Origin of the sequence: Arcobacter aquimarinus (assembly GCF_013177635.1) — a bacterium.
Taxonomy (GTDB): domain Bacteria; phylum Campylobacterota; class Campylobacteria; order Campylobacterales; family Arcobacteraceae; genus Aliarcobacter; species Aliarcobacter aquimarinus.
In genome coordinates this window covers 536259-563087 of sequence record NZ_CP030944.1, presented here as the reverse complement: position 1 = coordinate 563087, position 26829 = coordinate 536259, and the positions used below count along the sequence as shown (strand labels likewise).

24 protein-coding genes and 2 tRNA genes are annotated in these 26829 nt (G+C 27.8%); 22 read left to right on the top strand and 4 right to left on the bottom strand.

Annotated features, from left to right (window positions below; all coding sequences use genetic code 11):
* The 16 genes from AAQM_RS02775 (at window position 1) to AAQM_RS02700 (ending at window position 16949) form a co-directional block, all read left to right on the top strand.
* A tRNA-Val gene (locus AAQM_RS02775) sits at window positions 1-76 on the top strand.
* An 87-nt stretch (window positions 77-163) separates the two neighbouring features.
* Window positions 164-240, top strand: a tRNA-Asp gene (locus tag AAQM_RS02770).
* A gap of 73 nt (window positions 241-313) precedes the next feature.
* Window positions 314-1897: a sensor histidine kinase gene (locus AAQM_RS02765; protein ID WP_129094215.1), complete on the top strand. Its 1584-nt coding sequence runs from the start codon at window positions 314-316 to the stop codon at window positions 1895-1897.
* Window positions 1878-2540 (top strand): response regulator transcription factor, encoded by a 663-nt coding sequence (locus AAQM_RS02760; protein ID WP_129094214.1) that lies wholly within the window; start codon window positions 1878-1880, stop codon window positions 2538-2540. The genes AAQM_RS02765 and AAQM_RS02760 overlap by 20 nt, the downstream gene beginning before the upstream one ends.
* 164 nt (window positions 2541-2704) lie before the next feature.
* On the top strand, window positions 2705-2959 hold the full coding sequence (locus AAQM_RS02755; RefSeq protein WP_128985468.1) for a DUF4212 domain-containing protein: 255 nt from the start codon (window positions 2705-2707) through the stop codon (window positions 2957-2959).
* Between the two features lie 11 nt (window positions 2960-2970).
* Complete coding sequence (locus tag AAQM_RS02750; RefSeq protein ID WP_171920642.1) at window positions 2971-4866, top strand: sodium:solute symporter family protein; 1896 nt, start codon at window positions 2971-2973, stop codon at window positions 4864-4866.
* A 97-nt stretch (window positions 4867-4963) separates the two neighbouring features.
* On the top strand, window positions 4964-6784 hold the full coding sequence (locus AAQM_RS02745) for a DUF294 nucleotidyltransferase-like domain-containing protein (RefSeq protein ID WP_129094212.1): 1821 nt from the start codon (window positions 4964-4966) through the stop codon (window positions 6782-6784).
* Window positions 6784-7416, top strand: coding sequence for a 3'-5' exonuclease (locus tag AAQM_RS02740; RefSeq protein WP_129094211.1), 633 nt, complete (start codon window positions 6784-6786; stop codon window positions 7414-7416). The genes AAQM_RS02745 and AAQM_RS02740 overlap by 1 nt, the downstream gene beginning before the upstream one ends.
* A 187-nt stretch (window positions 7417-7603) precedes the next feature.
* On the top strand, window positions 7604-7921 hold the full coding sequence (locus tag AAQM_RS02735; RefSeq protein ID WP_129094210.1) for a DUF485 domain-containing protein: 318 nt from the start codon (window positions 7604-7606) through the stop codon (window positions 7919-7921).
* A complete protein-coding gene (locus tag AAQM_RS02730) occupies window positions 7921-9552 on the top strand; it encodes a cation acetate symporter (protein WP_129094209.1) in 1632 nt (543 codons plus the stop codon). The genes AAQM_RS02735 and AAQM_RS02730 overlap by 1 nt, the downstream gene beginning before the upstream one ends.
* Window positions 9553-9676: 124 nt before the next feature.
* The gene (locus AAQM_RS02725) at window positions 9677-11518 is read left to right on the top strand and encodes a putative nucleotidyltransferase substrate binding domain-containing protein (RefSeq protein ID WP_129094208.1); all 1842 of its coding nucleotides are present in this window, start codon (window positions 9677-9679) and stop codon (window positions 11516-11518) included.
* Window positions 11511-12131, top strand: a complete 621-nt coding sequence (locus tag AAQM_RS02720; RefSeq protein WP_129094207.1) for a 3'-5' exonuclease — start codon at window positions 11511-11513, stop codon at window positions 12129-12131. Before AAQM_RS02725 ends, AAQM_RS02720 begins: the two co-directional genes overlap by 8 nt.
* Before the next feature lie 102 nt (window positions 12132-12233).
* Window positions 12234-13166 carry a cation diffusion facilitator family transporter gene (locus AAQM_RS02715; RefSeq protein WP_228254486.1) on the top strand — a complete coding sequence of 311 codons (933 nt, stop codon included), beginning with the start codon at window positions 12234-12236 and terminating at the stop codon, window positions 13164-13166.
* 83 nt (window positions 13167-13249) lie between these two features.
* Window positions 13250-14443 (top strand): acetate/propionate family kinase, encoded by a 1194-nt coding sequence (locus AAQM_RS02710; RefSeq protein ID WP_129094206.1) that lies wholly within the window; start codon window positions 13250-13252, stop codon window positions 14441-14443.
* A gap of 279 nt (window positions 14444-14722) precedes the next feature.
* Entirely contained in the window at window positions 14723-15718 is a 996-nt protein-coding gene (pta, locus tag AAQM_RS02705) for a phosphate acetyltransferase (protein WP_129094205.1), read from the top strand.
* 28 nt (window positions 15719-15746) lie between these two features.
* Window positions 15747-16949 carry an acetate/propionate family kinase gene (locus AAQM_RS02700; RefSeq protein ID WP_129094204.1) on the top strand — a complete coding sequence of 401 codons (1203 nt, stop codon included), beginning with the start codon at window positions 15747-15749 and terminating at the stop codon, window positions 16947-16949.
* Window positions 16950-17006: 57 nt separating this feature from the next.
* Here the strand turns inward: AAQM_RS02700 and sppA are convergent, their stop codons facing one another.
* The 3 genes from sppA to aroQ are packed head-to-tail and all read right to left on the bottom strand — an operon-like array spanning window position 17007 to window position 19588.
* Entirely contained in the window at window positions 17007-17891 is an 885-nt protein-coding gene (gene sppA, locus AAQM_RS02695) for a signal peptide peptidase SppA (protein WP_129094203.1), read from the bottom strand.
* Complete coding sequence (gene mqnF, locus AAQM_RS02690; protein WP_129094202.1) at window positions 17884-19107, bottom strand: aminofutalosine deaminase family hydrolase; 1224 nt, start codon at window positions 19105-19107, stop codon at window positions 17884-17886. The genes sppA and mqnF overlap by 8 nt, the downstream gene beginning before the upstream one ends.
* Window positions 19108-19117: 10 nt before the next feature.
* A complete protein-coding gene (gene aroQ / locus AAQM_RS02685) occupies window positions 19118-19588 on the bottom strand; it encodes a type II 3-dehydroquinate dehydratase (RefSeq protein ID WP_129094201.1) in 471 nt (156 codons plus the stop codon).
* Window positions 19589-19664: 76 nt separating this feature from the next.
* On the opposite strand from aroQ, the gene AAQM_RS02680 reads away from it, so the two are divergent.
* The 4 genes from AAQM_RS02680 to mnmA (AAQM_RS02665) are packed head-to-tail and all read left to right on the top strand — an operon-like array spanning window position 19665 to window position 23361.
* On the top strand, window positions 19665-20690 hold the full coding sequence (locus tag AAQM_RS02680) for a M24 family metallopeptidase (protein ID WP_129094200.1): 1026 nt from the start codon (window positions 19665-19667) through the stop codon (window positions 20688-20690).
* Window positions 20691-20709: 19 nt separating this feature from the next.
* The gene (gene folK, locus AAQM_RS02675; RefSeq protein WP_129094199.1) at window positions 20710-21198 is read left to right on the top strand and encodes a 2-amino-4-hydroxy-6-hydroxymethyldihydropteridine diphosphokinase; all 489 of its coding nucleotides are present in this window, start codon (window positions 20710-20712) and stop codon (window positions 21196-21198) included.
* Window positions 21199-21208: 10 nt separating this feature from the next.
* Window positions 21209-22312: a tRNA 2-thiouridine(34) synthase MnmA gene (gene mnmA / locus AAQM_RS02670; protein ID WP_129094198.1), complete on the top strand. Its 1104-nt coding sequence runs from the start codon at window positions 21209-21211 to the stop codon at window positions 22310-22312.
* Between the two features lie 11 nt (window positions 22313-22323).
* Window positions 22324-23361, top strand: coding sequence for a tRNA 2-thiouridine(34) synthase MnmA (gene mnmA, locus AAQM_RS02665; RefSeq protein WP_129094197.1), 1038 nt, complete (start codon window positions 22324-22326; stop codon window positions 23359-23361).
* 32 nt (window positions 23362-23393) lie between these two features.
* Here mnmA (AAQM_RS02665) and AAQM_RS02660 read toward each other — a convergent pair whose 3' ends face one another.
* Window positions 23394-24515 (bottom strand): Opr family porin, encoded by a 1122-nt coding sequence (locus tag AAQM_RS02660; protein ID WP_129094196.1) that lies wholly within the window; start codon window positions 24513-24515, stop codon window positions 23394-23396.
* Window positions 24516-24778: 263 nt separating this feature from the next.
* On the opposite strand from AAQM_RS02660, the gene AAQM_RS02655 reads away from it, so the two are divergent.
* Window positions 24779-25711: a ribose-phosphate pyrophosphokinase gene (locus AAQM_RS02655; protein ID WP_129094195.1), complete on the top strand. Its 933-nt coding sequence runs from the start codon at window positions 24779-24781 to the stop codon at window positions 25709-25711.
* A gap of 59 nt (window positions 25712-25770) precedes the next feature.
* Complete coding sequence (locus tag AAQM_RS02650) at window positions 25771-26787, top strand: OmpA family protein (RefSeq protein ID WP_129094194.1); 1017 nt, start codon at window positions 25771-25773, stop codon at window positions 26785-26787.
* The last annotated feature ends 42 nt before the right edge of the window (window positions 26788-26829 follow it).

Here is a 26829-nt window from a genome sequence, read left to right as displayed (position 1 = left end):
GGTCGATTAGCTCAGTTGGTAGAGCGCTACCCTTACAAGGTAGATGTCATAAGTTCGAGTCTTATATCGACCACCACTTTTAAAAATCTAAAATAGAGTTCTATTGATTTTTAAATTTTATTTTGTGACTTCTATTTATATTTATAAATAGTATCTTTATAGTGCGGTTGTAGTTTAGTTGGTTAGAATGCCTGCCTGTCACGCAGGAGGTCGAGGGTTCGAGTCCCTTCAACCGCGCCACTTATTTTACCTTTCAAAGAAACTTATCATATAAAACTAGATATTATACCTTTAATTTAAAAAAAGGTTGTTAATGTTAAAAGCAAAAAGTCTATATCATCTAATAGTTTATAGCATACTGTTTATTATTATGCTAATCTCATTTTTTACATTTATTATAATTAATAATGCACATGAAGAACTACAGGAAAAAATCAAAACTCTCAAAACTGATTACACAAATAGTCAAAAAACTTTAATAAAAGAGCATGTAAATTATGTAATTAATTTTATAGACTATTACTATAATCAAAATAAAAATATAAAACCTATTGAGGATATCAAAAAAGAGATACTTAATGCAATAGAATTATTAAAAATTACAAAAAATCCTAATGAATACATCTTTATATATAATTTTGATGGAAAAGTTGTAAAAAGTACAACTTTAAAAGATAATCATCAAGAGAATTTTATAGAAGTTGTAGATTCTAATGGTAAAAAAGTAATTAAAGAATTAATAGAAACTTCAAAAAAAGAATTTGGAGGATATGTTGATTATGTATGGTTAAATCCAGAGATAGATAAAGAAACAAATAAAATATCTTATGCAAAATCTTATGATAGATGGAATTGGACGATAGGAAGGGGAGTCTATTTAGATGAAATAGATAAATTAGTACAAATAAAAGAGGAAGAATACAACGAAAAAATTTCTAATTATACTTTACAAATAACTTCATTGACAATAATGTTAGTTCTATACTCAATATTTATATATAAAAATGCAACTATATTAATTGTAAATGATGTAAAAGAGATAGGAAAATATTTTAAAGAATCTCAAAAAAATGATGATCCTATAAATCAAAATAGGATTATATTTGGGGAATTCAAAGTTATAGCAAATTATGCAACAGATGCAATGAATAATATAAAATTAAAAACTCACATGCTCGAAGACTTAAATAAAAATCTAGAATATAAAGTAAATGAAAAAACCAAAGAACTAACAAATTTAATTGAATCTCAAAAAAAATTTATAAAAAACTCAGTGCATGAAATCAATACCCCTTTATCTATAATTCAAACTAATATTGACTTATTAAAAATGAAAATACCCAATAATAAATATATAACAAATATTGAATCTGGTTCAAAAATCATTCAAAATATTTATGATGATTTATCTTATCTTGTAAAAAGAGATAGAGTTATCTATGAAAAAGAGTATTTAGACTTTACCAAAATATTAAAGAATAGACTTGATTTTTTTGATGAAATAGCTAAATCAAATTCATTATCATTTAATTCAATGATTGAAGATGATTTATACATAAAATTCAATATCACAGAATTACAAAGAATCATTGATAATAATCTTTCTAATGCAATAAAATACTCTTATTCCGATTCAAAAATCATAATTGAGCTCTACTATCTAAATGATGATGAAATTGAATTTTCAATTGCTACAAACTCTAAAAAAATAGATAATACAAATAAAATTTTTGATGATTTTTATAGAGAAAATAATGCAAGAGGAGGTTTTGGATTGGGCTTAAAAATAGTCAAAGATATATGTGATAAAAATTTAGTTATAATCAACCTTCAATCAAACGAAAAAGAGACAAAATTTACTTATAGGTTTAAAATAAATGAAAATACTATTACTTGAAGATGAATTGATGCTAAATAATGCAATTAGTGAATATTTAAGAAATATTGGACATATGGTTGAAAGCTATTCTGATGGACAAGAAGTTTTGGATAATATAGATACTACATTAGACTTACTTATATTAGATATAAATGTACCTACAAAAGATGGTTTTGAAATTTTATCTGAGTTAAATAGTAGAAAAATATACATACCAACTATTTTTATTTCAGCTTTAATAGATATAGAAGATATAACAAAAGCATATAATTTAGGATGTAGAGAATACATAAAAAAACCTTTTCATCTAGGTGAATTAGGAATAAAAATCAATCAAATATTAAAAAAAGAACAAAATAATACTTCACACATTAGATTTTCTGAAAATTATTCTTATTCAAAAGATAAACAAACTCTATATTTTAATGGAGAGCCCCAAAATCTTACAAAAAAACAGCTTGAAATTATTCACATTTTAGCTTTAAATATCAATATGATTGTAGACTTTGAAAGATTTAGAATTGATGTTTGGGAAGGTGAAAATATAGATAATCCAACAATAAGAGCAGAAATTTCAAGACTAAAAAAAGCTCTGAAAGAGGATTTTATAAAAAATATTCGAGGTCTTGGATATAAAATTGATAGATATTATTCTGTTTAAGAATAACCATATTTTGGTTATTCTAGCTTCATAAAAAACTAATTTGCTTTAAATTTTCAAAAAAATTCTAATTGCTACCTTTTTGCTATCTACAATTATTATAATTTCATTGTTAATTATTTAACAATATCTATTGTTTAATAAAATTCAAAAAGGAGAGCAGAATGAGTCCAGAAAAAGCACAAGCATACTGGAAAGAAAATATTTCTATGATTATCAAACTTCTTATAGTTTGGTTCATTGTTTCTTTTGGTTGTGGTATTTTATTTATCAACGAGCTTAACGCTATTGAAATTAGTGGTGTTAAATTAGGTTACTGGTTTGCACAACAAGGTGCAATATATGTATTTGTTATCTTAATTTTTGTTTATGTAAAAGTAATGACAGGAATTGATGAGAAATATGGCGTACATGAATAGGGAGTAGCATAATGGAATTACAAACACTAATTTACCTATTCGTAGGTGTTTCTTTTGCAATTTATATCGGTATTGCTTTATGGGCAAAAGCTGGTTCAACTAAAGACTTTTACGTTGCAGGTGGAGGAGTTCATCCAGTTGCAAATGGTATGGCAACAGCAGCAGACTGGATGTCAGCAGCTTCATTTATTTCATTAGCTGGTATTATTGCTTTCCAAGGAAGTGATGGTGGTGCTTACTTAATGGGATGGAGAGGTGGATATGTTCTACTTGCTATGTTACTAGCTCCATATTTAAGAAAATTTGGTAAATTTACAGTTCCAGATTTCGTGGGTGATAGATATTACTCTGATACAGCTAGATTAGTTGCTGTTATCTCTGTTATTTTCGTATCATTTACATATGTTGCTGGACAAATGAGAGGGGTTGGGATTGTATTCTCAAGATTCTTACAAGTTGATGTAAATACAGGTGTTATTATTGGTATGGCAATTGTATTCTTCTATTCAGTTCTTGGAGGGATGAAAGGTATTACTTATACTCAAGTTGCTCAATATGTTGTTATGATTTTTGCATATATGATTCCTGCAATTTTCTTATCATTACAAGTAACAGATACATTCTTACCACAATTAGGTATTTTTGCAACTACAACTTTTGCATTTAATACGGGTGTTCAAGTTATTCCTGAAGGAACTTACCTTTTACATGCACTTGACCAATCTTTATTAGATTTAGGGTTTAAAGCATATACAGAGCCTGGTAACTTATGGAATATGTTCATGTTAACAACAGCATTAATGTTAGGAACTGCTGGTTTACCACACGTTATAGTTAGATTCTTTACTGTTCCAACAGTTAAAGATGCTAGAGTAAGTGCTGGTTGGGCATTAGTATTTATTGCTATTATGTATACAACTATTTCTTCTGTTGCTTCTTTTTCAAGAGTAAATTTAATTAAAAATGTTCAAAATGTTGAATATAAAGCATTTGTTAATGGAGAAGCTAAATTTGAAGATGGTACTGCTAACAATGGTAAATGGTTTGCTACATGGGAACATGGTGGATTATTAGCATGGAATGATAGAAATGGCGATGGTAAAATTCAATACGCTTCTGGACCTGCATTTGATGGTAAAGGTGGGAAACCTGCATTTGATGGAGATAAAAGAGCAGAAGATGGACATAAATTAACAACAAACGCAAAAGGACCTGCTGATGAAGCTGAATTAGCTAAAAATCATGGTATTGCAAATGAGTTGTATGTTGACATTGATATTATGGTTCTTGCAAATCCTGAAATTGCAAACTTACCAAACTGGGTTATTGCGTTTATTGCAGCTGGAGGTTTAGCAGCAGCATTATCAACAGCAGCTGGATTATTACTTGTAATTGCTTCAGCTATTTCACACGATTTAATGGGTCAAATTATCTTTAAAGATAAAACAACTGGTAAATCTACATTAAATGAAAAAACAGAGTTAATGTGGGCAAGAATTTCAGCAATCGTAGCAATCTTAATTGCTGGATACTTAGGAATTAACCCTCCTGGTTTCGTTGCACAAGTTGTTGCGTTCGCATTTGGTTTAGCAGCTGCTGCATTCTTCCCTACAATTATCCTTGGGGTATTTGATAAGAGAATGAATAAAGAAGGTGCTATTGCTGGTATTTTAACTGGTTTAATATTCACTTTTGGATATATTGTGTACTTTGTATTCATGGGTGGAGCAAAAGAAGATTACTTATTTGGAATAGCTCCAACTGGTATTGGAACTTTAGGAACATTATTACATCTAATCGTTGCGATAGTTGTATCAAGAATGACTCCTCCACCTCCTGCTCATATTCAAGAGTTGGTTGAAAAAATCAGAATTCCTTCTGGTGCTGGTGAGGCATTAGATCACTAACATCAAAACTAAAAGTATACCTTATGGTATACTTTTAGTATTTTTTTATGTTAAAAGTTTTAATATAAAAAAGTACTAATATAAAAGGAATAATCGAATGAGTATACAAGACCAAGAAGCTTTTCTTTCAAATATACATCCATTTCAAGTATTAAGTCCAGGTCAAATGTCTATGTGTATTCAACATATGGATATAGCTTATTATCCTAAAGATTCAATACTTATTACACCTGAAAAAATTCCTAATCATTTTTTCATAATCATTAAAGGGACAGTACATGAGTATTCTCCTGAAAATATAATAGTAATGGATTATCAACATGAAGATTCATTTGATTCTAACTCTTTGATTTATGGAAAATGTACAAATACATTTAAAGTATATGAGGATTTAATCTGTTATGAAATAGATAAATCTGCATTTTTAAATTTGATTGAAAAAAATCAACAATTTAAAGATTATTTTTTAAAAGACTTAGTAAACAAAATTCAAACTCTAAAAGATAAAGAATATACGTCTCAACTATCTTCATTTATGATTGCAAAAGTTGAAGACACATTAATTCACGAAGCTTGTATTGTAGAAGAAGATACAAAATTACTTGATGCTATTCAAAAATCAACAGAATATAAAACATCGACAATAATTGTAAAAAACTCTAAAGGAGGATATGGGATTATTACTGATTCTTTGTTAAAAGTTAAAGTATTACTTGAACAAAGAGATTTGACAATTCCGGTTAAGGATATAGCTATTTTTCCACTTCTTACTGTTAATAATGATGATTATTTATTTGAAGCTCTTACTATTTTAATCAAAAAAAATATAAAAAGAGTTGGTGTTACAAATAGTAATGGTGAAATGATTGGTATTTTAGAACAAATAGATATTCTTTCTCATTTTGCAAATCATACTTATGTTGTTGATTCTAAAATTAAAAAAGCAAAAAATATTGAAGATTTAAAAAGAGCAAGTAATGATTTACTAAATATTATAAAAAGTCTTCATGCAAAAGGTGTAAAAGTAAATCATATTTCAAATTTGATTGGACAGTTAAACACAAAAGTTTACCAAAAACTTTATAATTTGGTTCTACCAAAAGAATTGCAAAAAGATGCTTGTTTAATCGTAATGGGAAGTGAAGGAAGAAATGAACAAATTATAAAAACAGACCAAGATAATGCACTTGTTGTAAAAGATGGAATAGATGTTGAACAATATAGACCTTACATGAATAAGATAACTGATTATTTAATAGATTTTGGTTATCCAAGATGTGAAGGAAATATAATGGTTTCTAATCCATTTTGGTGTAAAACTGTTAATGAATATAAAAAAGAGACTGCAAGATGGATTGAAGCTCCTGATATGCAAAATTATATGGATTTAGCGATATTTTTTGATTCTTTTGCAGTTGCGGGAGATAAAGAATTATTAATAAATTTAAAAGATGATTTATTTAACAAACTTCATGATAAAGATGTGTTTATGGCCTATTTTGCAAGGGCAACATTAGCTTTTGACACACCTACAACTATTGGGAATTTTATGACTAAAACTCATTTTATCGATATAAAAAAAGCAGCTGTTTTTCCAATAGTTCAAGGGATTAGAAGTTTAGCATTGAGAGAAAGAATTAGAGAAACAACAACTGTTAAAAGAATAAAAATCCTAGAAGAAAAGAAAATTATAGAAAAAAATAAAGCTGCAGAATTATTAGAAGCATTTGATGTAGTAAATACACTTAGATTAAAATCTCAATTAGAAGATATTCAAACTGGTAAAAAAATTAACAATGAAATAGATACTCATAGTTTAGGAAAAATTGAAAGGGACTTATTAAAAGATTCTTTTAAAATAGTTATCGAATTTAAAAAGTTCATAAATTATACATTTAAAATAGATAAGATTTCATAATGTTCGAATCATTTATAAAAAATTGGAATAGAAAAAGATTAAAAAATAAGAAATATGATTTCTTATTTGAAGAACCATTACCAAATGAATATGTATCTTTAGATTGTGAAACAACTGGTCTTAATCCCAAAAAAGATGAAATTTTATCAATTGGTGTAGTAAAAATTAAAGATAATAAAATATTAATGCGTGAAACTTTTAATATTTTTTTAAAACCATCAAATAAGATAGATCCTGAATCTATAAAAATTCACCATATAAGACCAATTGATTTAGAGAATGGTCATGATCCAGAGGATGCTATTTATAAATTACTTGATTTTATTGGTTCTAGACCTATTGTTGGTTATTATATAAAATTTGATGTAACTATCATCTCAAAATACACAAAAAAATATATTGGTGTAAAACTTCCAAATGAAACAATTGAAGTATCATCAATGTATTATAAAACAAGAAAAAAGTCTAGTGATTTTGAATTCATTGATTTAAAATTTGACACTATTTTAAAGAATTTAAATATTCCAGCTCTTGGTAAACATGATGCTTTAAATGACGCTATAATGACCTCTATGATGTTTTTAAAACTAAAAGATTTAACCCCAGCAAAAACAACATTTTACACAAGTTAAAAATAAGTAAGAACGTTACATTTTACTACTTATTTTTTACTTATTCCTTGAGTTAATAAACTAATATTACTAATTAAGTATATTTTAATTACAATAATTTAACTTTTTTTTCGATGCTATGTTATTGCTATCATAATAGTTTATGATTTCCACTTTCGAAAAAAAAATCTTTACAAGGAGATATGAAATGGACAAAGAATTAGTAAAAAGGATTAAAGCTAATCCTAAATATGCTGAACTTGTTTCAAAAAGAAGTTCTTTCGCTATTAAATTAGCAGTTTTTATGTTAGTAATATATTACGGTTTCGTTCTAACTATTGCTTTCAATAGAGAGTTTTTTGCTACAAAATTATCAGCTGAAAGTGTTATGACTGTTGCATGGCCAATAGCTGTTACGATAATTTTAATTGCATTTATTACAACAATAATTTATGTTGTAAAAGCAAATGGTGAGTTTGAAGACTTAGAAATAGCTATTAAAAATGACGCAAAGGATTTATTATAATGTTAAAAATATTTACTTTATTAGCTTTATCATCTTTAGCATTATTTGCTGCTGATGGGGAAAAAGCTTTAAATATTAATGCTGTTATCATGTTCTTTATATTTATCGTAGGAACTATGGGTATTACAAAATGGGCTGCTAGTAAAACAAAATCAGCTTCAGATTTTTATACAGCAGGTGGAGGAATTTCAGGATTCCAAAATGGTCTAGCAATTGCAGGAGACTATATGTCAGCTGCATCATTCCTTGGTATTTCAGGAATGATTTTTTTACATGGATTTGATGGTATGATTTATGCTATTGGATTTTTAGTTGGTTGGCCAATTATATTATTCTTAATGGCTGAAAAATTAAGAAATTTAGGTAAATTTACTTTTGCTGATATTGCAGCTTATAGATTAGGTCAAAAAGAGATTAGAACTCTTGCTGCATTTGGTTCTATATCTGTTGTAATTTTATATTTAATTGCACAAATGGTTGGAGCTGGAAAGTTAATTCAAGTTTTATTTGGTATGGAATATGAATACGCTGTATTTATGGTTGGAGCATTAATGATTATTTATGTAACATTTGGAGGGATGCTTGCAACTACTTGGGTACAAATCATCAAGGCTGTTTTATTACTTTCTGGTGTTTCATTTATGGCTGTTATGGTTTTATATCATTTTAATTTTTCATTTGAATCTTTAGCTGTTAAAGCAGTAGAAAATCACTCATTAGGTGAAGCTATTTTAAGTCCAGGTGGATTTATAAGTGACCCTATTTCTGCTATTTCATTAGGTATGGCATTAATGCTTGGAACAGCTGGTTTACCTCACGTATTAATGAGATTCTTTACAGTTGGTAATGCAAAAGAAGCTAGAAAGTCTGTTGTTTATGCAACTGGATTTGTAGCATATTTCTGGATAATTATCACTATTGTTGGGTTTGGAGCTATTGCATTTTTAAATAGTGCTGAAGGTGCTCAATATTTTGTAGATGGTAAATTATTTGGTGGTTCAAATATGGCATCTGTTCACTTATCACATATGTTAGGTGGAAACGCTTTCTTAGGATTTATTTCTGCAGTTGCATTTGCTACTATTTTAGCGGTTGTTTCAGGATTAACACTTGCTGGGGCATCAGCTATTTCACATGATATTTATGCAAATGTAATTAATCCAAATGCAACTGATGAAAAAGTTGTAAAAATTTCAAAAATCACTGTAGTTTTAGTTGGTATTATTGGAGTTACTTTAGGTATCGCTTTTGAATCTCAAAACATTGCATATATGGTTGGATTGGCATTTGGTATTGCAGCTTCAGCTAACTTCCCAATTTTATTCTTATCAATTTATTGGTCAAGATTAACAACAAGAGGTGCATTTATTGGTGGATTTATGGGATTAATTACTGCTGTTGCATTAGTTATTTTAGGTCCTAATGTTTGGGTACAGATTTTAGGAAATGAAAAAGCTATTTTCCCTTATGCACACCCTGCACTATTCTCTGTAACTGTTGCTTTTGTTTCAATTTGGTTTTTCTCTAAAATTGACACATCAGATAGAGCAAAACATGAAAGAGAATTATTTAGAGGACAAAATGTTAGAGCGAACACTGGTATTGGTGCTGCTGGAGCAGTTTCTCACTAACTTTAATTTATCAAAGGATTTTCCTTTGGTAAATTCTTTTACAATCACTTAATTTATAACTTTTTAAAATACTAATCTTATTAATTTTTAGCTATCATTTTATACCAATTCTTAAAGAGGTCTTATGAGTATATTAGAACAAAAAGCATTTATTTCATCAATTCATCCTTTTCAAAATTTGACTTCAGATCAAATTGATGATTTCGTAGATAATTTAGATATTGCTTATTATAAAGCAAATGAAATTGTTCAAGAGGAAGGTTCTTCTCCTGAATTTCTGTTTTTTATTTTAAAAGGATTAATTCAAGAAAAACAAGAAGATGAAGTTTTATCTATTTACTCAAAAAATGAGATATTTGATTCAATATCTTTAATAGAAAATTACTCAAAAAATTCATTTGTAACAACAGAAGAGACAATATGTTATATTTTACCTAGAAAAATATTTATTGAAGTTTTACATGAAAATCAAGAATTAGAAAATTACTTTTTTCAATCTATTTCAGAAAAATTAAACAACAATATTTCTCATGAAAAAAATAAAGATATGGCAAATATCATGGTTGCAAAAGTTAAAGATGCAAAAATTCATAAAGCAGTTATTATAGATACAGAAAAAACTATTTATGAAGCAGCAAACATAATAAAAAAAGAGAAAGTACCAACTGTTTTATTAAAAGATACTTATGAAGAAATGTATATAGTTACCGATTCAGATTTTAGACAAAAAGTTATTTTAAATCGTATGAATTTTGATGATAAAGTTATCAAAATTGCATCAAAAGGATTAATTTTTGTATATGAAGACGATTTTTTATTTAATGCACAACTTCTAATGGCAAAACATGGTATAAAAAGAGTTGTTGTAAAAAATGAAAAAGAAGAAATAATTGGTATTTTAGATCAAATATCATTATCATCTTTTTTTGCTACAAATACTTTTGCAGTATCAAATCAAATAGTAAAAGCAGAAACAGTTGAAGAATTAAAAGAAGCTTCTTTGTCTTTCATTAAAATCATTAAATCATTAAATGCAAAAGGTGTAAAAATAGAGTTTATTTCAAAATTAATAAATCAATTAAATAAAAAGCTTTTAGATAAACTTTATAAAATTTTAGCACCAGTAGAATTATATGAAAAATCATGTTTAGTTGTTATGGGAAGTGAAGGAAGAGGAGAACAAATCCTTAAAACGGACCAAGATAATGCATTGATTTTAGCTGATGATTGTACTATTAGTGATGAAAAACTCAATGAATTTACTCATATATTTACTGAAACATTAGTTGATTTTGGTTTTCCAAGATGTCAAGGAAATATAATGGTTTCTAATCCTTATTGGTGTAGAAAAAAATCTGATTTTAAAGACTTGATTTTCAAATGGGTAAATGAACCATCAGGTGACAATTTTATGAATATTGCAATTTTTTACGATGCAGTTTGTGTTTCAGGAGATAAAAATTTAATCACATCTTTAAAAGAATATTTATTTAAAGTATCTTCAAATAGCCAAACTTTTTACGCACATTTTGCAAAAGTAATAACAAGTTTTGATGTTCCATTAGGATTCTTTGATGGTTTTGTATTTAATAGTAAAGATAATAAACATAAAAATGAAATTGACATAAAAAAAGGTGGAATTTTTATAATTGTACAAGGGATTAGAAGTCTAAGTTTAGAAAACAAGATATTTAATGCTAACACAGCAAAAAGAATAAGAAAATTATTAGAAAAAGGTGTTTTAGAAGAAGAGCTAGCAAAAGAATTAACTATGGCATTTAATTTTTTAACAAATCTAAGATTAAAATCGAATTTGGATAAATTAGATAAAAAAGAGGAAATTGATAATTATATAAATCCAAATAATTTAAATACAATGGAAAAAGATTTATTAAAAGACTCTTTTAAAATTATAAATAAACTAAAGAAAAAACTAGAATTCCATTTTAAGTTAAACTATGTTTAGAACTATAAAAAACTATTTTAATAAAAAAAATTTAAAAGATGAAAAATACTTATTTTTATTTGATAAACCAATGGAAGATGAATATGTTTGTTTCGATTGTGAAACAACTGGGCTAAACTCTAAAATTGATGATATTGTATCTATTGGTGCTGTTATAATAAAAAACAATACTATTGTTTCTAGTAAAAAATTTGTAAAATTTGTAAAACCAAAAACAAAATTACAAGCTGATGCTATAAAAATTCATCATATAAGAGAGTGTGATTTAGCAGATGCTGAAGATATTGATGATGTAATTGAAGAATTTTTAGAATATATTGGAAATAGAACTTTAGTAGGATATTTTTTAGAATTTGATATTGCGATGATAAATAAATATTTAAAACCTAAATTAGGAATTAAACTTCCAAATAAAACTCTTGAAGTCTCTGAAATTTATCATGATTATAAGATAGATGTTATTCCTCAAAGTTATATTGATTTAAGATTTAATACAATAATGGAAGATTTAGAAATACCAAGTCTAGGTAAACATGATGCTTATAATGATGCATTAATGACTTCAATGATTTTCATAAAATTAAAAAATTTACCAAATGTAAAAATAAAATAATTTATAAAAAACGATTACTTTATTGTAACCATTTTTAAATATAATATTAATTCACAATACAAAATATCTTTTGTTTGTATGACTATATTTAAGAGAATTTATATGAATTTAAAAACAGAAGCTAATTTACTTAAAATTTCTATATTTAGCACCATTGTACTAGCAATTATTGGAATAATTTTTGGATTACTTGCTAGTTCATCGACTATTATTTTTGATAGTATTTATGGATTAATTGATGCAGTTATGACAACTCTAGCTTTAATTGTTGCAAAACTAATTATAAACTCTACTTCAAAAGATTTTGTTAATAGTAGGCTTGAAAAACATTTTACTATGGGCTTTTGGCATCTTGAACCAATCGTTTTAGGGGTTAATGGTATTTTATTAATTAGTGCTGCTACTTATGCTTTTATAAATGCTATTGATAGTTTTTTATTAGGTGGAAGAGAGATATTATTTGGTTACGCAATAATCATAACCTTAATATCAATTGTTATTGAACTTAGTCTAGGTTTTTATATCAAAAAAGCAAATAAAACTATAAATTCAGAATTTCTTACCCTCGATTCAATTAGTTGGTTAATTTCAGCTTCCATGTCATTTGGTTATCTTATTGCTTTTGGATTTGGATATTTTGCTATGAATACTAATCTTCAATGGATTACACCTTATATAGATCCAACTATTTTAATTATAGTTACAATATTAGTAATTCCTATGCCTTTAAAAACAGTAAAAAAAGCATTGGCTGATATTTTATTAGTTACTCCTTCTGAATTAAAATCTCACGTTGATAAAGTTGCACAAAATATAGTAAATAAATACGGATTTAATTCATTTAGAGCATATGTAGCAAGAGTAGGAAGAGGTAGACAAATAGAACTATATTTTATTGTTCCCAAAAGTTGGCCTCCTAAAAAATTAGAAGAATGGGATTTATTAAGAGATGAAATAGAAAAAGAACTAGGGAAAGAAGATCCTGACCTTTGGCTTACAATTGTATTTACTACTGATTTTGAATGGGCTGAGTAAAATTTTAAGTTTTAATAAGTTATTATTTTAAAAAATTAAAAATATTTATTAAATTTTATTTAAGTTTAAAAAAAGGAAATTATATGTTAGTGTTTGTATTAAATGCTGGTTCATCATCTTTAAAATATCAACTAATAAATGCTAAAACAGGTGAATTAAAAGCTAGTGGACTAGTAGAAAGAATTGGTATCGATGGAATATTAAAACATGAAATAGGTGAAAATAAAAAATTAACTTTTGAATTACCTATTCCTACTCATAAAGAAGCTATTGAATTAGTATTAAGAATTTTAACAAATGATGAAACAAAAGTAATAAATTCTATAACAGAAATAGAAGCTATTGGACATAGAGTTGTGCATGGAGGGGAGTATTTTAAACAGTCAATTATAGTTAATGAAGAGGTTATAAAAAAAATTGAAGAATTAATCCCTCTTGCACCTTTACATAATCCAGCAAATATTTTAGGTATCAAAATATGTAAACAATTGATGCCAAATGTTCCAAATGTTGCAACTTTTGATACAGCATTTCATCAAACTATGCCAGAAGAAAACTTTTTATATGCCGTTCCTTATAGTGACTATACAGAATATCACTTAAGAAAATATGGATTTCATGGAACAAGTCATTATTATGTTTCAAATGAAGCAATAAAGATTTTAAATAAAAAAGATTCAAAAATTATAGTTTGCCATTTAGGAAATGGTTCTTCTGTTTGTGCTGTAAAAGATGGAAAATCAATAAACACTTCAATGGGATTAACTCCTCTTGAAGGATTAATCATGGGTACAAGAAGTGGAGATATTGATGCGGGTGTTATTCCTTATTTAATGGAAAAAAAAGGCTTAGATACTCATCAAATAATAAATTACTTAAATAAGAAATCTGGAATTTTAGGAGTTTCAGGAGTTAGTTCTGATTTAAGAGAAGTTATAAAAGCTTCTAATGATGGAGACAAAAGATCTAAAATAGCAATTGAAATGTTATGTGGAAGAATAAAAAAATATCTTTGCTCGTATGCTGGACTAATGCATGGAGTTGATGCTATATGTTTTACTGCTGGAATTGGAGAAAATTCTGATTTAATTAGAGAAAAAGTTTGTCAAGGCTTAGATTTTATGGGAATAGAAATTGATACTGAAAAAAATAAAGGTAGATTTACACAAATAAAAGAGATAAATAAAGAATCTTCAAAAACTAAAATATTTGTTATTCCTACAAATGAAGAGTTAGTAATCGCAAAAGATACTTTCAATCTAATCAAAAAATCTTAAACTGTTACATTTTAGAAAAATTAGAAAAATTGAGTATTATGTACAATAATTGTACATAATGCTCACTAATTATATTCAATCAAAGCAAAATATTGCCATATCTTAACACTATTTCTAAATAATTAAATTTTTTTTTACAATTATGTATGTTTTATGTACTTTTTTTTATTTATTTTATAAAATTATCCTATGAGAGATTATAAGAGATTGCTATTTTAATGCTACGCTTCTTAATTATAATTTTTCCACATAGATTAAAGTAGAAAGGATAACTTACCCATGGGTTTAATTGAAAGTATCAAAGAAAAAGCGAAACTGCAATTAAGAACTATTGTTCTTCCAGAGCCAGAAGATGAAAGAGTTCTAAAAGCTGCACAACAAGTTTTAGAAGAAAAAACTGCAAAAATAGTTTTGATTGGAAATGCTGAAACTATTAAAGCTGATGCAGCTAAATGTGGAGCAAATATTGAAGGTGCAACAATTGTTGACCCTAAAAAATTTGATAATATTGATAAATATATTAATGAGTTAGTTGAATTAAGAAAGAGTAAAAACCTTTCAAAAGAAGAAGCAACTACTATTATGACTACAGAACCTAGATTTTTTGGTTGTATGATGGTAAGACTTGGTGATGCTGATGGTTTAGTTGCAGGTTCAAACTCTCCAACTGCTGATGTTTTAAAAGCTGCAATTCAAGTTATTAAAACAGCTCCTGGAATAAATACAGTATCTTCTGCATTTATTATGGAAACAGCTGATGGAAAATTTGGAGACAATGGTTTAATTTTATTTGCTGACTGTGCTGTTATTCCAGAGCCAAATGCTGAACAATTAGCTGATATAGCTTGTGCTACAGCTGCAACTGCAAGTTCTGTTGTTGGATTAGAGCCAAGAGTTGCTATGTTATCATTTTCAACAAAAGGAAGTGCTGCACATCCATTAGTTGATAAAGTTCAATATGCTTGTGACATTTTAACTGAAAGAAATGTTGACTTCTCATTTGATGGAGAATTACAAGCAGATGCTGCTATTGTTGAAGCAATTGGAGCAAAAAAAGCACCAGGTTCAAAAGTAGCTGGAAAAGCAAATATCTTAGTATTCCCTGATTTACAATCTGGAAATATTGGTTACAAACTTGTTCAAAGATTTGCAGGAGCAGAAGCTCATGGACCAATCGTTCAAGGATTAAATCAACCAGTTAATGACTTATCAAGAGGTTGTTCAGTAGAAGATATCGCAAACTTAGTTGCAATTACTGCAACTCAAATCAAATAATTAAACTTAAAACAAAAGGAAAGTAAATATGTTAGTATTCATCTTAAATGCAGGAAGCTCATCTTTAAAATATCAATTAATGAATCCAACTACAAAAGAAGTTTTAGCTGTTGGTCTTTGTGAAAGAATTGGAATTGATGGAATTTTAAAACATGAATTTGGTGAAGGTCAAAAATTAACTTTAGAAATTCCAATGCCAACTCACAAAGAAGCTATTGAATTAGTTTTAAAAACATTAGTTGAAAGTGAAGGGAAAGTTATCAATTCTGTTGATGATATTGATGCAATTGGACACAGAGCCGTTCATGGTGGAGAAGAGTTTGCATCTTCTGTTATGGTTACTGATAAAGTAATTGCAAAAATGAAAGAATTAATTCCTTTAGCTCCATTACACAATCCTGCAAATATTATGGGAATGGAAATTTGTCAACAATTAATGCCTGGTAAACCAAATGTAGCTGTATTTGACACTGCATTCCACCAAACTATGCCTGATTATGCTTATATGTATGCTTTACCACATGATATGTATACAAAACATGGAATAAGAAAATATGGATTCCACGGAACTTCACACTACTTTGTTTCTAATGAAGCAAGAGCAATGTTAGATAAAAAGCAAAATACAAGAATTATTGTTTGTCATTTAGGAAATGGTTCTTCTGTTAGTGCTGTTTTAAATGGTAAATGTATTGATACTTCAATGGGATTAACTCCTGTTCAAGGTTTAATGATGGGTACAAGAGCCGGTGACGTTGGTGCTGGTGCAATTTCTTATATGATGACTAGAGAAAATTTAACAATTGATCAAGCTCTTGATGTAATGAATAAAAAATCTGGTATCTTAGGAATTTCTGGGAAATCTTCTGATTTAAGAGAAGTTTTAGAAGGTATGCAAAATGGTGATGATAAATGTAGATTAGCAGTTGATATGGTTGCTTATAACATCAAAAAATATGTAGGAGCTTATGTAGCTGCACTTGATGGTGTTGATGCATTATGTTTCACAGGTGGAATTGGTGAAAATGCTGCATTAATTAGAGAAAAAGTTTGTGCTGGATTAGATTCAATGGGATTAGTAATAGATCCTGTTAAAAATAATAGAAAATCAAGAGATGCAAGAGATATTGCAACAAATGGTTCTGCGTCAAGAATATTTGTTATTCCTACAAATGAAGAATTTGTTATTGCAAATGATACATTTAAAATTGTTTCTGAATTACAAAAATAAATTAACATAAAAAAGGGGATGAAGTAAAATTCATCCCCTTTTTTATTTGAGATAAAATCAATAAGCTTTTAATCCACTAATTAAATTCATACTAACTTTTGAAATTGTTTCCGTAACCAAATTATCCATAAATTTTTCAAATTTATCCTCTTTCTTCCAAATCGGATTTTGCACATTTGATAATTTTACAAGCTCATCTTGAGCAAATGAAATTGTAGCAACTTCATCTACTAATCCAACCTCTTTTGCTTGTTTTGAAGTGAAAATTTTTGCATCAGCAAATAATGTATGATTTCTAACATCAAGATTTCTAGCATTTGCAACATCAGTTATGAACATATTATAAGTATCATCTATTACACTTTGAAGTTGTTTTTCTTCAAAATCAGTCCATTTTCTACTAGGTGTTCCTGATTCTTTAAATTTACCCGCCTTTACAGTTTGAGTTGAAATTCCTATTTTTTCCATTAACTCTTCTGCATTAACACCTTGCATTATAACTCCAATAGAGCCTACAATGCTCCCAGGATTTGCAATAATTTTATCCGCCCAAATTGAGGCATAATAACTACCACTTGCTATTACTCCACTTGCATAGACAACAACTGGTTTTATTTGTTTTAACTCTTTAATTGCATAAGCAACTTCAATAGAAGGAGCAACTGCCCCACCAGGAGAATCAACTACAAGCATTACACCTTTTATATTGTTATCTTTTTTTGCTTTATCAATATTTTCTAATACCTTATTAACATCTAATATTGGACCACTCAACTCTATTTTTTGTAAATTAGCTAAATTATTTGTATTTGTTAACTCATCATTTGAACTAAAAACAAAAAAATAAATAATTGTTAAAAATACTATAGTTTTGAAATATTTAGTTATAAAATCTAATATTGCAATAATTGGAGAAAACAAAAATCTAAAAAAATTAAACATACTCACCTCCTATAATCGTATTATCTACAAATTTTGTGTGTAAAATAACATACATTGGCAAATCTTCAATATCTTCAACCTCATCAGGTAATGTAAAAGATATCATATCAGCATCAAACTCATTTTCTATAACACCTTTATTTAGTCCTAAAGCCCTACTTCCATTTATAGTTGCTGCTTTTAGAAGCATTCTTGAAAAATCATTGATATTTTTATCATAATGAGCCATTAAAGCATTTCTTAATTCATCAAACATTGATAAAGAATTGTTTGAACTAAGTCCATCTGTTCCTATAGTAAAAGGGATATCTTTTAGTTTTGATAAATCTAATTTACTATTATTCAAAAGTCTATTTGAGGTAACACAATGATTAATATTTGCACCTAAATTTTTGATTTTTTCTAAATCTCTTTCACTTGCTTCAACACAATGTGTAAAAGATAAATTTTTTATATTCGTAAATTGATTTAAAAATTCCATAGGTTTTGAAACTGCTTTCTCTTGATTTAAAAAATTTTTAAAAAACTCTAAAAAAGAACCTTCATCTTTATGCAACCAATCAAATTCTTCCTTTGATTCTAAAAAATGTGCACTAACTGCTAAATTTTCATTTCTTGCTAAATTTAAACTCTCTCTTAATAAAAAAGGGTGAACAGAATATGGAGAATGAATAGCAATAGCTGGAATAAAACTTTTTGAAGCATACTTTTTTGCATTATTCAATCTATTTTTAAAATCAGCAAATAAAGTATCTATCATATCTGCTTTTGAACCAATAACCTCACAAAAGAAAACTGTATTTATAGGCGATTTCACACATGGTTCAATATCAAAAGAATAAGAAGAAATAGCACCTATTGTTGTAGTTCCAGTTTTTTTCATTCTACTTAATTTTGTAGAAATCAACTCTTTAGTAGCTTTATTAATCAACTCTTCTCTATGTTTAATAACAGAATTTAACCAAGAATAAAAATTTCCATATTTTAAAGTTGTTGTATTTGAACTAAACTCTAAATGAACATGAGAATTTATAAGTCCTGGCATTAACACAGAGTTTTTATCTAATTTGTTTATTTCAATATTAGGATATTTTTTTTCTATTTCTAAAAGAGAATCTACTTCAATTATTTTGTCATCAAAAACAACAGCACCATTTTTTATAATTCTGTTGTTTTCGTCACAAGTTATAACCCAATTAGCACTTATAATTTTCATAAATTTTAAATTATGCGTTTGCTTGTTGAGCTTGTGTTACAGCTTTTAATTCTGCAATAATTTGCATTAAAGCTATTAAACCCATATGATAACCAAATGGTCCAAATCCTGAAATTACTCCTGTTGATGCACCAGCAGTAATTGACTTTTGTCTAAACTCTTCTCTTTTGTAAATATTTGAAATATGAACTTCAACTACTGGCATATTTACAGCACTTAAAGCATCTTTTATAGCAATTGATGTATGAGAATATGCAGCTGGATTAATCATAATTCCATCAACTGTTCCTAAACACTCTTGAATCCTATCTACAATCTCTCCTTCAAAATTTGATTGAAAAAACTCAATTTCAACTCCATTTTGAGAAGCTGCTGCTTTTAATTGTTCATGAATTTGTTCAAGACTCATAGAACCATAAATGTGTTGTTCTCTAATTCCTAACATATTTAAGTTTGGTCCTTGAATTACGGCAATTTTCATATTATATTCCTTTTATAAATTTTAGGTAAGATTATAATTAAATTTTAGTTAAAACATCCCAAATTAAAGGCTTTTTATGAAAAACTTCATTCTTCAAAATGAGAATGCTATATATTTTGAATGTAAATTTTCTTGTGATAATGTAATTTTTTTAAGTTTAGGAAAAGAGAGATTTTTTATAACCGATGCAAGATACACTATAGAAGCTAAAGAGTATGCAAAAAATTGTGAAGTGATAGAATCATCAAATTTAATAGAAACAACCAAAGAAATTTTAAAGAAAAATAAAATTAAAAAAATAATATTTGACCCAAATGATTTTAGTTTTGCTACTTATTCAAAATTATGTGAAAATTTAAAAATTGAATTTATTCAAAAACCCAATTTCTCAAAAGAAAAAAGATTAATCAAGAGTGAAAAAGAAATTAATTTACTTAAAAAAGCAGCAGATGCAGGAAGAGTTGGATTTAATGAACTTGCAAAATACATAAGAAAAAATGGTTTTGATAAAACCGAACAGTTTTTATACTTTAAAGCTTTTGAAAAAATGAGCCAAAGTGGAAAACTCGATATTAGTTTTGAACCAATCGTTGCAATAAATGAAAATGCAGCAAAACCTCATGCCCTTCCTACTTCAAAAAAGTTAAAATTAAATGATTTATTATTAGTTGATGCTGGAATTAAATATAAACGATATTGTTCAGATAGAACATGTACAAGTGTTGTTAATTTTGAAAAATTTTCATTTAAAAGAGAGCAAAAATTTAAAAACAATAAACATCAAAAAGTTTATGATATTGTTTTAAAAGCTCAATTAACTGCTATAGAAAAAGCAAGAAGTGGAATGAAAGCTTCTGAAATTGACAAATTAGCTAGAGATATAATAGAAAAAGCAGGTTATGGGAAATATTTTGTTCATAGTACTGGTCATGGAGTTGGACTTGATATTCATGAATACCCAAATATAAATTCAAAATCTGACTTAATTATTGAAGACAATATGGTATTTACAATAGAACCAGGTATTTATCTTCCAAATGAATTTGGTGTTAGAATTGAAGATACTATTGTAATGAAAAATGGAAAAGCAATAATACTTTAAATCAAAAAAAGAGAGAAATTTGAAAAAAAAATTATCACAAAATTTAACACTATTTTATAGTAATAATTTTCCTAAAAAATTTAACAACAATTCATCAAAAAAATACGATGTAACTCTTGGAATTGGGGGGAATATTGGAAATACGAAAAAAATATTTGATAAATTAATTTTATGTTTAAAAAAAGATTCAAGATTTACTTTACTTATGACTTCTCCACTTCTACAAAATCCTCCATTTGGATTTTTAGAACAAAATGATTTTTTAAATGGTATAATCACGATTAAATCAGATCTTTGTCCTAATGAGCTTTTACAAGCTATGCAAAGATATGAGACTAAATTTGGAAGAAAGCGATCCTTTCAAGATGCGCCTAGAACCTTAGATATAGATATTATATTTTTTGATAATAAGAAAATAGATACAAAAAATCTTATTATCCCTCACAAAAATTGGGCAAATAGAGAGTCAGTGATTATTCCTTTAAAATATATGAAAAACAACTTTTAAAGGTAAACAAATGAACAAAAATAAAAAAGTAGTTGTAGGAATGTCAGGTGGAGTTGATTCATCTGTTACAGCGTTATTATTAAAACAACAAGGTTTCGATGTTGTTGGACTATTCATGCGTAACTGGGAGTATGGAATCAAAGGAAGCCAATGTCCTAACCGTATAGAATTTGAAGATGCAAAAAAAGTTGGTGCTTTAATAGGAATAGAGGTAATTGGAAAAGACTTCGTAAAAGAGTACAGAGATAGAGTTTTTGATGTATTCTTAGAAGGTTTAAAACAAGGTCTTACACCAAATCCTGATATTTTATGTAATAAAGAAATAAAATTCAATGTATTTTTAAATGAAGCAAAAAGTATGGGTGCTGATATGATAGCAACTGGGCATTATGCAAAAATTGCAAAATACAAAGACCATTTTGTATTAGATACTCCAAAAGATAGTTCAAAAGATCAAAGTTATTTCTTACATGCATTATCAAGTGAACAATTAAGTCATGCTATGTTTCCTCTTGGTGACCTAACAAAAAAAGAAGTTAGAGAAATAGCTAGAGAGCATAATCTTCCTGTAAGTGATAAAAAAGATAGTACAGGAATTTGTTTTATTGGTAATCAAAAATTTGATGAATTTATCACTCAACATCTTAAAGCAATTCCTGGAGATATTATAGATGAAAATGGAAAAGTTATAGGAAAACATAAAGGTTTAGTTTGTTATACATTGGGACAAAGAAAAGGTATTGGTCTTGGTGGTATTAAAGGTAATGAAAATAAAAACAATACACACAAACCTTGGTTTGTAGCTTCTAAAGATGTAGTAAATAATACTTTAACAATTGTTCAAGATACAAATCATCCACTACTAATGAGTAAAACAGTTGAAGCAAGCCATATGCATTGGGTGCTTGAAGAGGCACCTAAAGTTGGAGATAAACTAATGGCACAAGTTAGATATAGACAACAAAAACAAGCTTGTACAGTTGTTGAGACAAGTGATGAAAAAGTAGTAGTTGAATTTGATAATCCTCAAAGAGCAGTAACTCTAGGACAAAGCCTTGTTTTATATTCTGGTGATTATTGTCTTGGTGGTGGATTCATTAGTTTCTATAAATAAGTAGGCAAATAATGAATAAACAAAAAGTAATGGTTGGAATGAGTGGAGGAATCGACTCATCTGTTACAGCTTATATGCTACAAAATGATGGTTATGAAGTTGAAGGTGTTTATCTAAAACTTCATAATCGAACTGACGGTTATCATGAAAAAAATTTAGGTTATATTGAAGATGTAGCTAAATTTTTAAATATTAAATACCATATATTAGACTTAACTGATAAGTTTTCAAAAGAAGTTTATGACTATTTTGTTGATTCTTATCTAACTGGAACAACTCCAAATCCATGTGTAAAATGTAATAGACAAATTAAATTTGGTGCTATGCTTGATTTTGCAAAAAGTCAAGGTGCAAGTTTTTTAGCAACTGGACATTATGCAAAAACTGATGGCAAGTTTTTTTATGAAGCTGATGATAAAACAAAAGACCAAAGTTATTTTTTATCTCAAGTAAGTCCAGATGCCCTTGCCTTTATGATGTTTCCTTTAAGTACTTATAAAAAAGAAGATATCGTAAAATTTGGTGCAAAGCTTGATGTAGCCTATAAAAAAATTACAGAAAAAAGTGAATCTCAAGAAATTTGTTTTGTTGAAACTGTTTATACTGATGTTATCAAAAGACATGCAAATATTGACCAAGAAGGTGATGTTTTAGATGAAAAGGGTAATGTTGTCGGAATTCATAAAGGTTTTGCACACTATACAATTGGGAAAAGAAGAGGATTTACAGTTAAAGGTGCTCAAGAACCCCATTTTGTTACAAAATTAAATCCAAAAGATAACACCATTGTTGTTGGTAAAAAAGAAGCATTAGAAGTAAATGAAGTAATTGGAACAAATTTAAATATGTTTGTTGAGGATAGAAAATTTTCTTGTAGTGTAAAATTAAGATATAGAGCAATTTCAACAATTTGTGATGTTGAAATAAAAGATAACAAAATTTATATTTTTTTAAAAGAGCCAGTATTTGGTGTAGCAATTGGACAACTAGCAGTATTTTATGATGGACAAAAAGTAATTGGAAGTGCTTGGATAGAAAGTACTAAATAATTTAGGAGTTAATCTCCTAAATTACTCTTATATTAGAATGTATATTCTACACTTGCTAAAACTTTCTCATAATCAACTTCTGCATTATTTTCATCAGCATTTATATTAGCATAAAGAATAGAAGCTGCTAATGATTCTGTAAATGAGTATCCAACTGATAGATTCAACTCTTTCTCTTTATAATCAGTAGCATATTTTGTTTCACCATATAAAGCGTCTAATTCAACACCTGCAATTGTGTATCCTAAAGAACCATAAATAGTTTTTGCATCTGCTGCATAAGTATTATTTCCTTCTTCAAAAGGAGAAATATTATCACCTGCTACTTCCATTGAACCAACTCCAACATCTTTATCAGTTTTTATATATCCTAAAGCTGCTGTAAAATCAGAAATTGTTGTATTTAATTCAAGATGTCCAATTGAACCATTATTTGTAGCACCTCTTTTATTGCTATCTTCATTTGAAGCTGCATAATGTGCAATTGCACCAAACATATCAGCTGTAAAAGTTGTTTTTAAACCATACCAATCAGCTACTTCAGGAGCTGAATATGCATAAGGATTAAACTCAACACCTTTTAAACCTGTATATTTAACATCCAATACATAAGCACCTTTATTTTCATTTAATTTATAAAAATCTTCACTTAAATCAATACCTGATTCAGCTTTTCTATATGTATAACCTAAAACTACTGTTGTATCTGGAATAGCTGTAATTGCAGCAACTACAGATTCATTATAATCTGCTAACCATTCTAAATCAATAGCTTGTCTACCAGCACTTAAAGAAAAACCATCAACGGCATATTTTAAATAAGCTTCTGTCATTAAAGCATCATTTTCAAATGGTGCATTATCTCTATCATTATTATGAACTTCACCTAAATCAAGATTTCCTTTAAACTCAGCTTTTGCACTTAAACCATAAAAAGAAGCTGTTTCAAATCCAATAGTTGCATTTCCGTTTGCATACCCCTCTCTTCCATTTTTTTCATAATCAATTTTTTGACCATAAACTCCTAAGCTTCCAGAAACTTTTCCTTCTTTAAACGCTGCATCAATTGTATCAGCCCCAAATACAGTACTTGAAGATAAGATTACCCCACAAGCTATTAAACTAATAGACTTATTTTTTAAAATTTTTTTCATTTCTTTTCCTTGTTATTTATTTTAATTTAACACTTCGCGGCAAGTGTTTAATTTTTATTTTAGAAGAACATCAAAATCATAACATTTTTTATTCTTTCAAAAACAAATTTTATGCATATAAAATATACAATCAATCCCCAAAATCTTTATAAACGATAATGATTATTATTTTATACATAAATTACTTAATAATTCTTTAACTTAATATTCATTAAGTGCAGTTTAGATAAAATCATACTTTAATCAAAAGTAAGGAATTTTTTATGTCAACATTTAAACTTTTTAGTGGTTCAGCTAATCCTGAATTTGCAAGAAAAGTGGGTGAATACCTAAGTATGCCAGTATCAGATGCAACACTTAATAAATTTAGTGATGGAGAGATATCTGTTCAAATAACAGAAAGTGTAAGAGGACAAGATGTCTTTATAATTCAACCAACATGTGCTCCTACAAACGATAATTTAATGGAATTATTAATAATGGTAGATGCACTTAAGCGTTCAAGTGCAAAATCAATCTCAGCAGTTATTCCATATTATGGTTATGCAAGACAAGATAGAAAAGCAGCGCCTAGAGTTCCAATTACAGCTAAATTAGTTGCTGATTTATTAGAAGCTGCTGGAATCACAAGAGTTGTAACTATTGATTTACATGCTGCTCAGATTCAAGGTTTCTTTAATATTCCAGCAGACAATTTATTTGGTTCTATTTTATTTGTTAATTACATTAGAAGTAAAAATTTAAAAAATCCAATTATTGCAAGTCCTGATATTGGTGGTGTTGCAAGAGCAAGATCTTATGCTGATAAATTAGGTTACGATTTAGTAATTGTTGATAAAAAAAGAGAAAAAGCAAATGTTGCTGAAGTTATGAATATCATAGGTGATGTAAAAGGTAAAGATGTTATTTTAGTTGATGATATGGTTGACACTGCTGGAACTTTAGTAAAAGCTGCAGAAGTTTTAAAGAAAAAAGGTGCAACATCAGTTATGGCATGTTGTACACATGGTGTTTTAAGTGGTCCTGCTTATGAAAGAATTGAAAAAGGTGAATTAGATGAATTAGTTATATCAGACACAATTCCTACACAAAAAAACGCTAAAAAAATAACGGTGTTAACGGCATCTACAATCATTGGTGAAGCTATAAGAAGAATTCATAATAATGAATCAGTTAATTCAATTTTTAACTCTTAAAGTTAAAATTGAAAAAATATGATATAATTCGCCAAATTATTTAGTAAAAAGGAAAAAAGATGAAAAAAGTTCTATTATCTACAATTGCTTGTGCTTCTTTAGCATTAGCTGCAAATAGTGATTATAAATATGAAATCACTCCATTAATTGGTGGAGTTTATACTGAAGGTAACTTAGGATTAGATAGAAGTTATGCAAATGCTGGTTTGAGTTTAGGATTCAATCAATTTGATTCTTTTATCGATCAAGTTGAATTAGGATTTTTAAGATCAATTGAAGACGTTGGATACAGAGGAACAAATAATGATACTGGTATTACAAGAGTATTTACTAACTTAATTAAAGAATATCCAGTAGGAGCAAATACTTCATTATATACATTAGTTGGAGCAGGTGTTGAAATATTTGATAAAGAAGATGGATACAATGAAGATGGTTTATTTGGAAACTATGGGGTTGGAGTTAAATATCAATTAGCTGATCAATTAGCTTTAAAATTTGATGTTAGACATTTAATTGAAATCGATCATGGAGACAATAATTTATTATATACTTTAGGTCTTGCAGTACCATTTGGAGAAGTTTCAAAACCAGCTCCTGTTGTTGAAACTCCTGCTCCTGTTGAAACTCCTGCTCCTGTTGAAACTCCTAAAGATTCTGATGCTGATGGTGTAATTGATGAATTAGATCAATGTCCAGATACAATGAAAGGTGCTAAAGTTGACACTGTTGGATGTATGACTTTAATTAACTTAAACATTAATTTTGATACAGATAAATCTGTAATTAAAGATTCTTACAATTCAAGAATTGCTGAATTTGCAAAAATGATGAAAGCTAATCCAAAATTAAAAGCATCAATTGAAGCACATACAGACTCAGTTGGTTCAAATGCATACAATCAAAAATTATCAGAAAGAAGAGCTGCTTCTACTGTTAAAGCATTAACTGATTTAGGTGTAGATAGCACTAAAATTAAAGCTGTTGGATTTGGTGAAACAAGACCTGTTGCTTCAAATGAAACTGCTGAAGGAAGAGCTGAAAACAGAAGAGTTGAAGCTGTAATGGTTAAATAATTTTAATTAATTATTCTATTTTAAGGGGTTGAGTTTCTACTC

Coding starts and splice junctions, on each gene's coding strand:
- AAQM_RS02740 (WP_129094211.1), top strand. CDS start 6,784: ATGTTCGAATCATTTATAAAAAATTGGAATAGAAAAAGATTAAAAAAT.
- AAQM_RS02765 (WP_129094215.1), top strand. CDS start 314: ATGTTAAAAGCAAAAAGTCTATATCATCTAATAGTTTATAGCATACTG.
- AAQM_RS02755 (WP_128985468.1), top strand. CDS start 2,705: ATGAGTCCAGAAAAAGCACAAGCATACTGGAAAGAAAATATTTCTATG.
- AAQM_RS02710 (WP_129094206.1), top strand. CDS start 13,250: ATGTTAGTGTTTGTATTAAATGCTGGTTCATCATCTTTAAAATATCAA.
- AAQM_RS02650 (WP_129094194.1), top strand. CDS start 25,771: ATGAAAAAAGTTCTATTATCTACAATTGCTTGTGCTTCTTTAGCATTA.
- AAQM_RS02745 (WP_129094212.1), top strand. CDS start 4,964: ATGAGTATACAAGACCAAGAAGCTTTTCTTTCAAATATACATCCATTT.
- AAQM_RS02750 (WP_171920642.1), top strand. CDS start 2,971: ATGGAATTACAAACACTAATTTACCTATTCGTAGGTGTTTCTTTTGCA.
- mnmA (WP_129094197.1), top strand. CDS start 22,324: ATGAATAAACAAAAAGTAATGGTTGGAATGAGTGGAGGAATCGACTCA.
- AAQM_RS02680 (WP_129094200.1), top strand. CDS start 19,665: ATGAAAAACTTCATTCTTCAAAATGAGAATGCTATATATTTTGAATGT.
- AAQM_RS02725 (WP_129094208.1), top strand. CDS start 9,677: ATGAGTATATTAGAACAAAAAGCATTTATTTCATCAATTCATCCTTTT.
- pta (WP_129094205.1), top strand. CDS start 14,723: ATGGGTTTAATTGAAAGTATCAAAGAAAAAGCGAAACTGCAATTAAGA.
- AAQM_RS02655 (WP_129094195.1), top strand. CDS start 24,779: ATGTCAACATTTAAACTTTTTAGTGGTTCAGCTAATCCTGAATTTGCA.
- AAQM_RS02720 (WP_129094207.1), top strand. CDS start 11,511: ATGTTTAGAACTATAAAAAACTATTTTAATAAAAAAAATTTAAAAGAT.
- AAQM_RS02700 (WP_129094204.1), top strand. CDS start 15,747: ATGTTAGTATTCATCTTAAATGCAGGAAGCTCATCTTTAAAATATCAA.
- AAQM_RS02760 (WP_129094214.1), top strand. CDS start 1,878: ATGAAAATACTATTACTTGAAGATGAATTGATGCTAAATAATGCAATT.
- AAQM_RS02735 (WP_129094210.1), top strand. CDS start 7,604: ATGGACAAAGAATTAGTAAAAAGGATTAAAGCTAATCCTAAATATGCT.
- AAQM_RS02660 (WP_129094196.1), bottom strand. CDS start 24,515: ATGAAAAAAATTTTAAAAAATAAGTCTATTAGTTTAATAGCTTGTGGG.
- sppA (WP_129094203.1), bottom strand. CDS start 17,891: ATGTTTAATTTTTTTAGATTTTTGTTTTCTCCAATTATTGCAATATTA.
- aroQ (WP_129094201.1), bottom strand. CDS start 19,588: ATGAAAATTGCCGTAATTCAAGGACCAAACTTAAATATGTTAGGAATT.
- AAQM_RS02715 (WP_228254486.1), top strand. CDS start 12,234: ATGAATTTAAAAACAGAAGCTAATTTACTTAAAATTTCTATATTTAGC.
- mnmA (WP_129094198.1), top strand. CDS start 21,209: ATGAACAAAAATAAAAAAGTAGTTGTAGGAATGTCAGGTGGAGTTGAT.
- mqnF (WP_129094202.1), bottom strand. CDS start 19,107: ATGAAAATTATAAGTGCTAATTGGGTTATAACTTGTGACGAAAACAAC.
- AAQM_RS02730 (WP_129094209.1), top strand. CDS start 7,921: ATGTTAAAAATATTTACTTTATTAGCTTTATCATCTTTAGCATTATTT.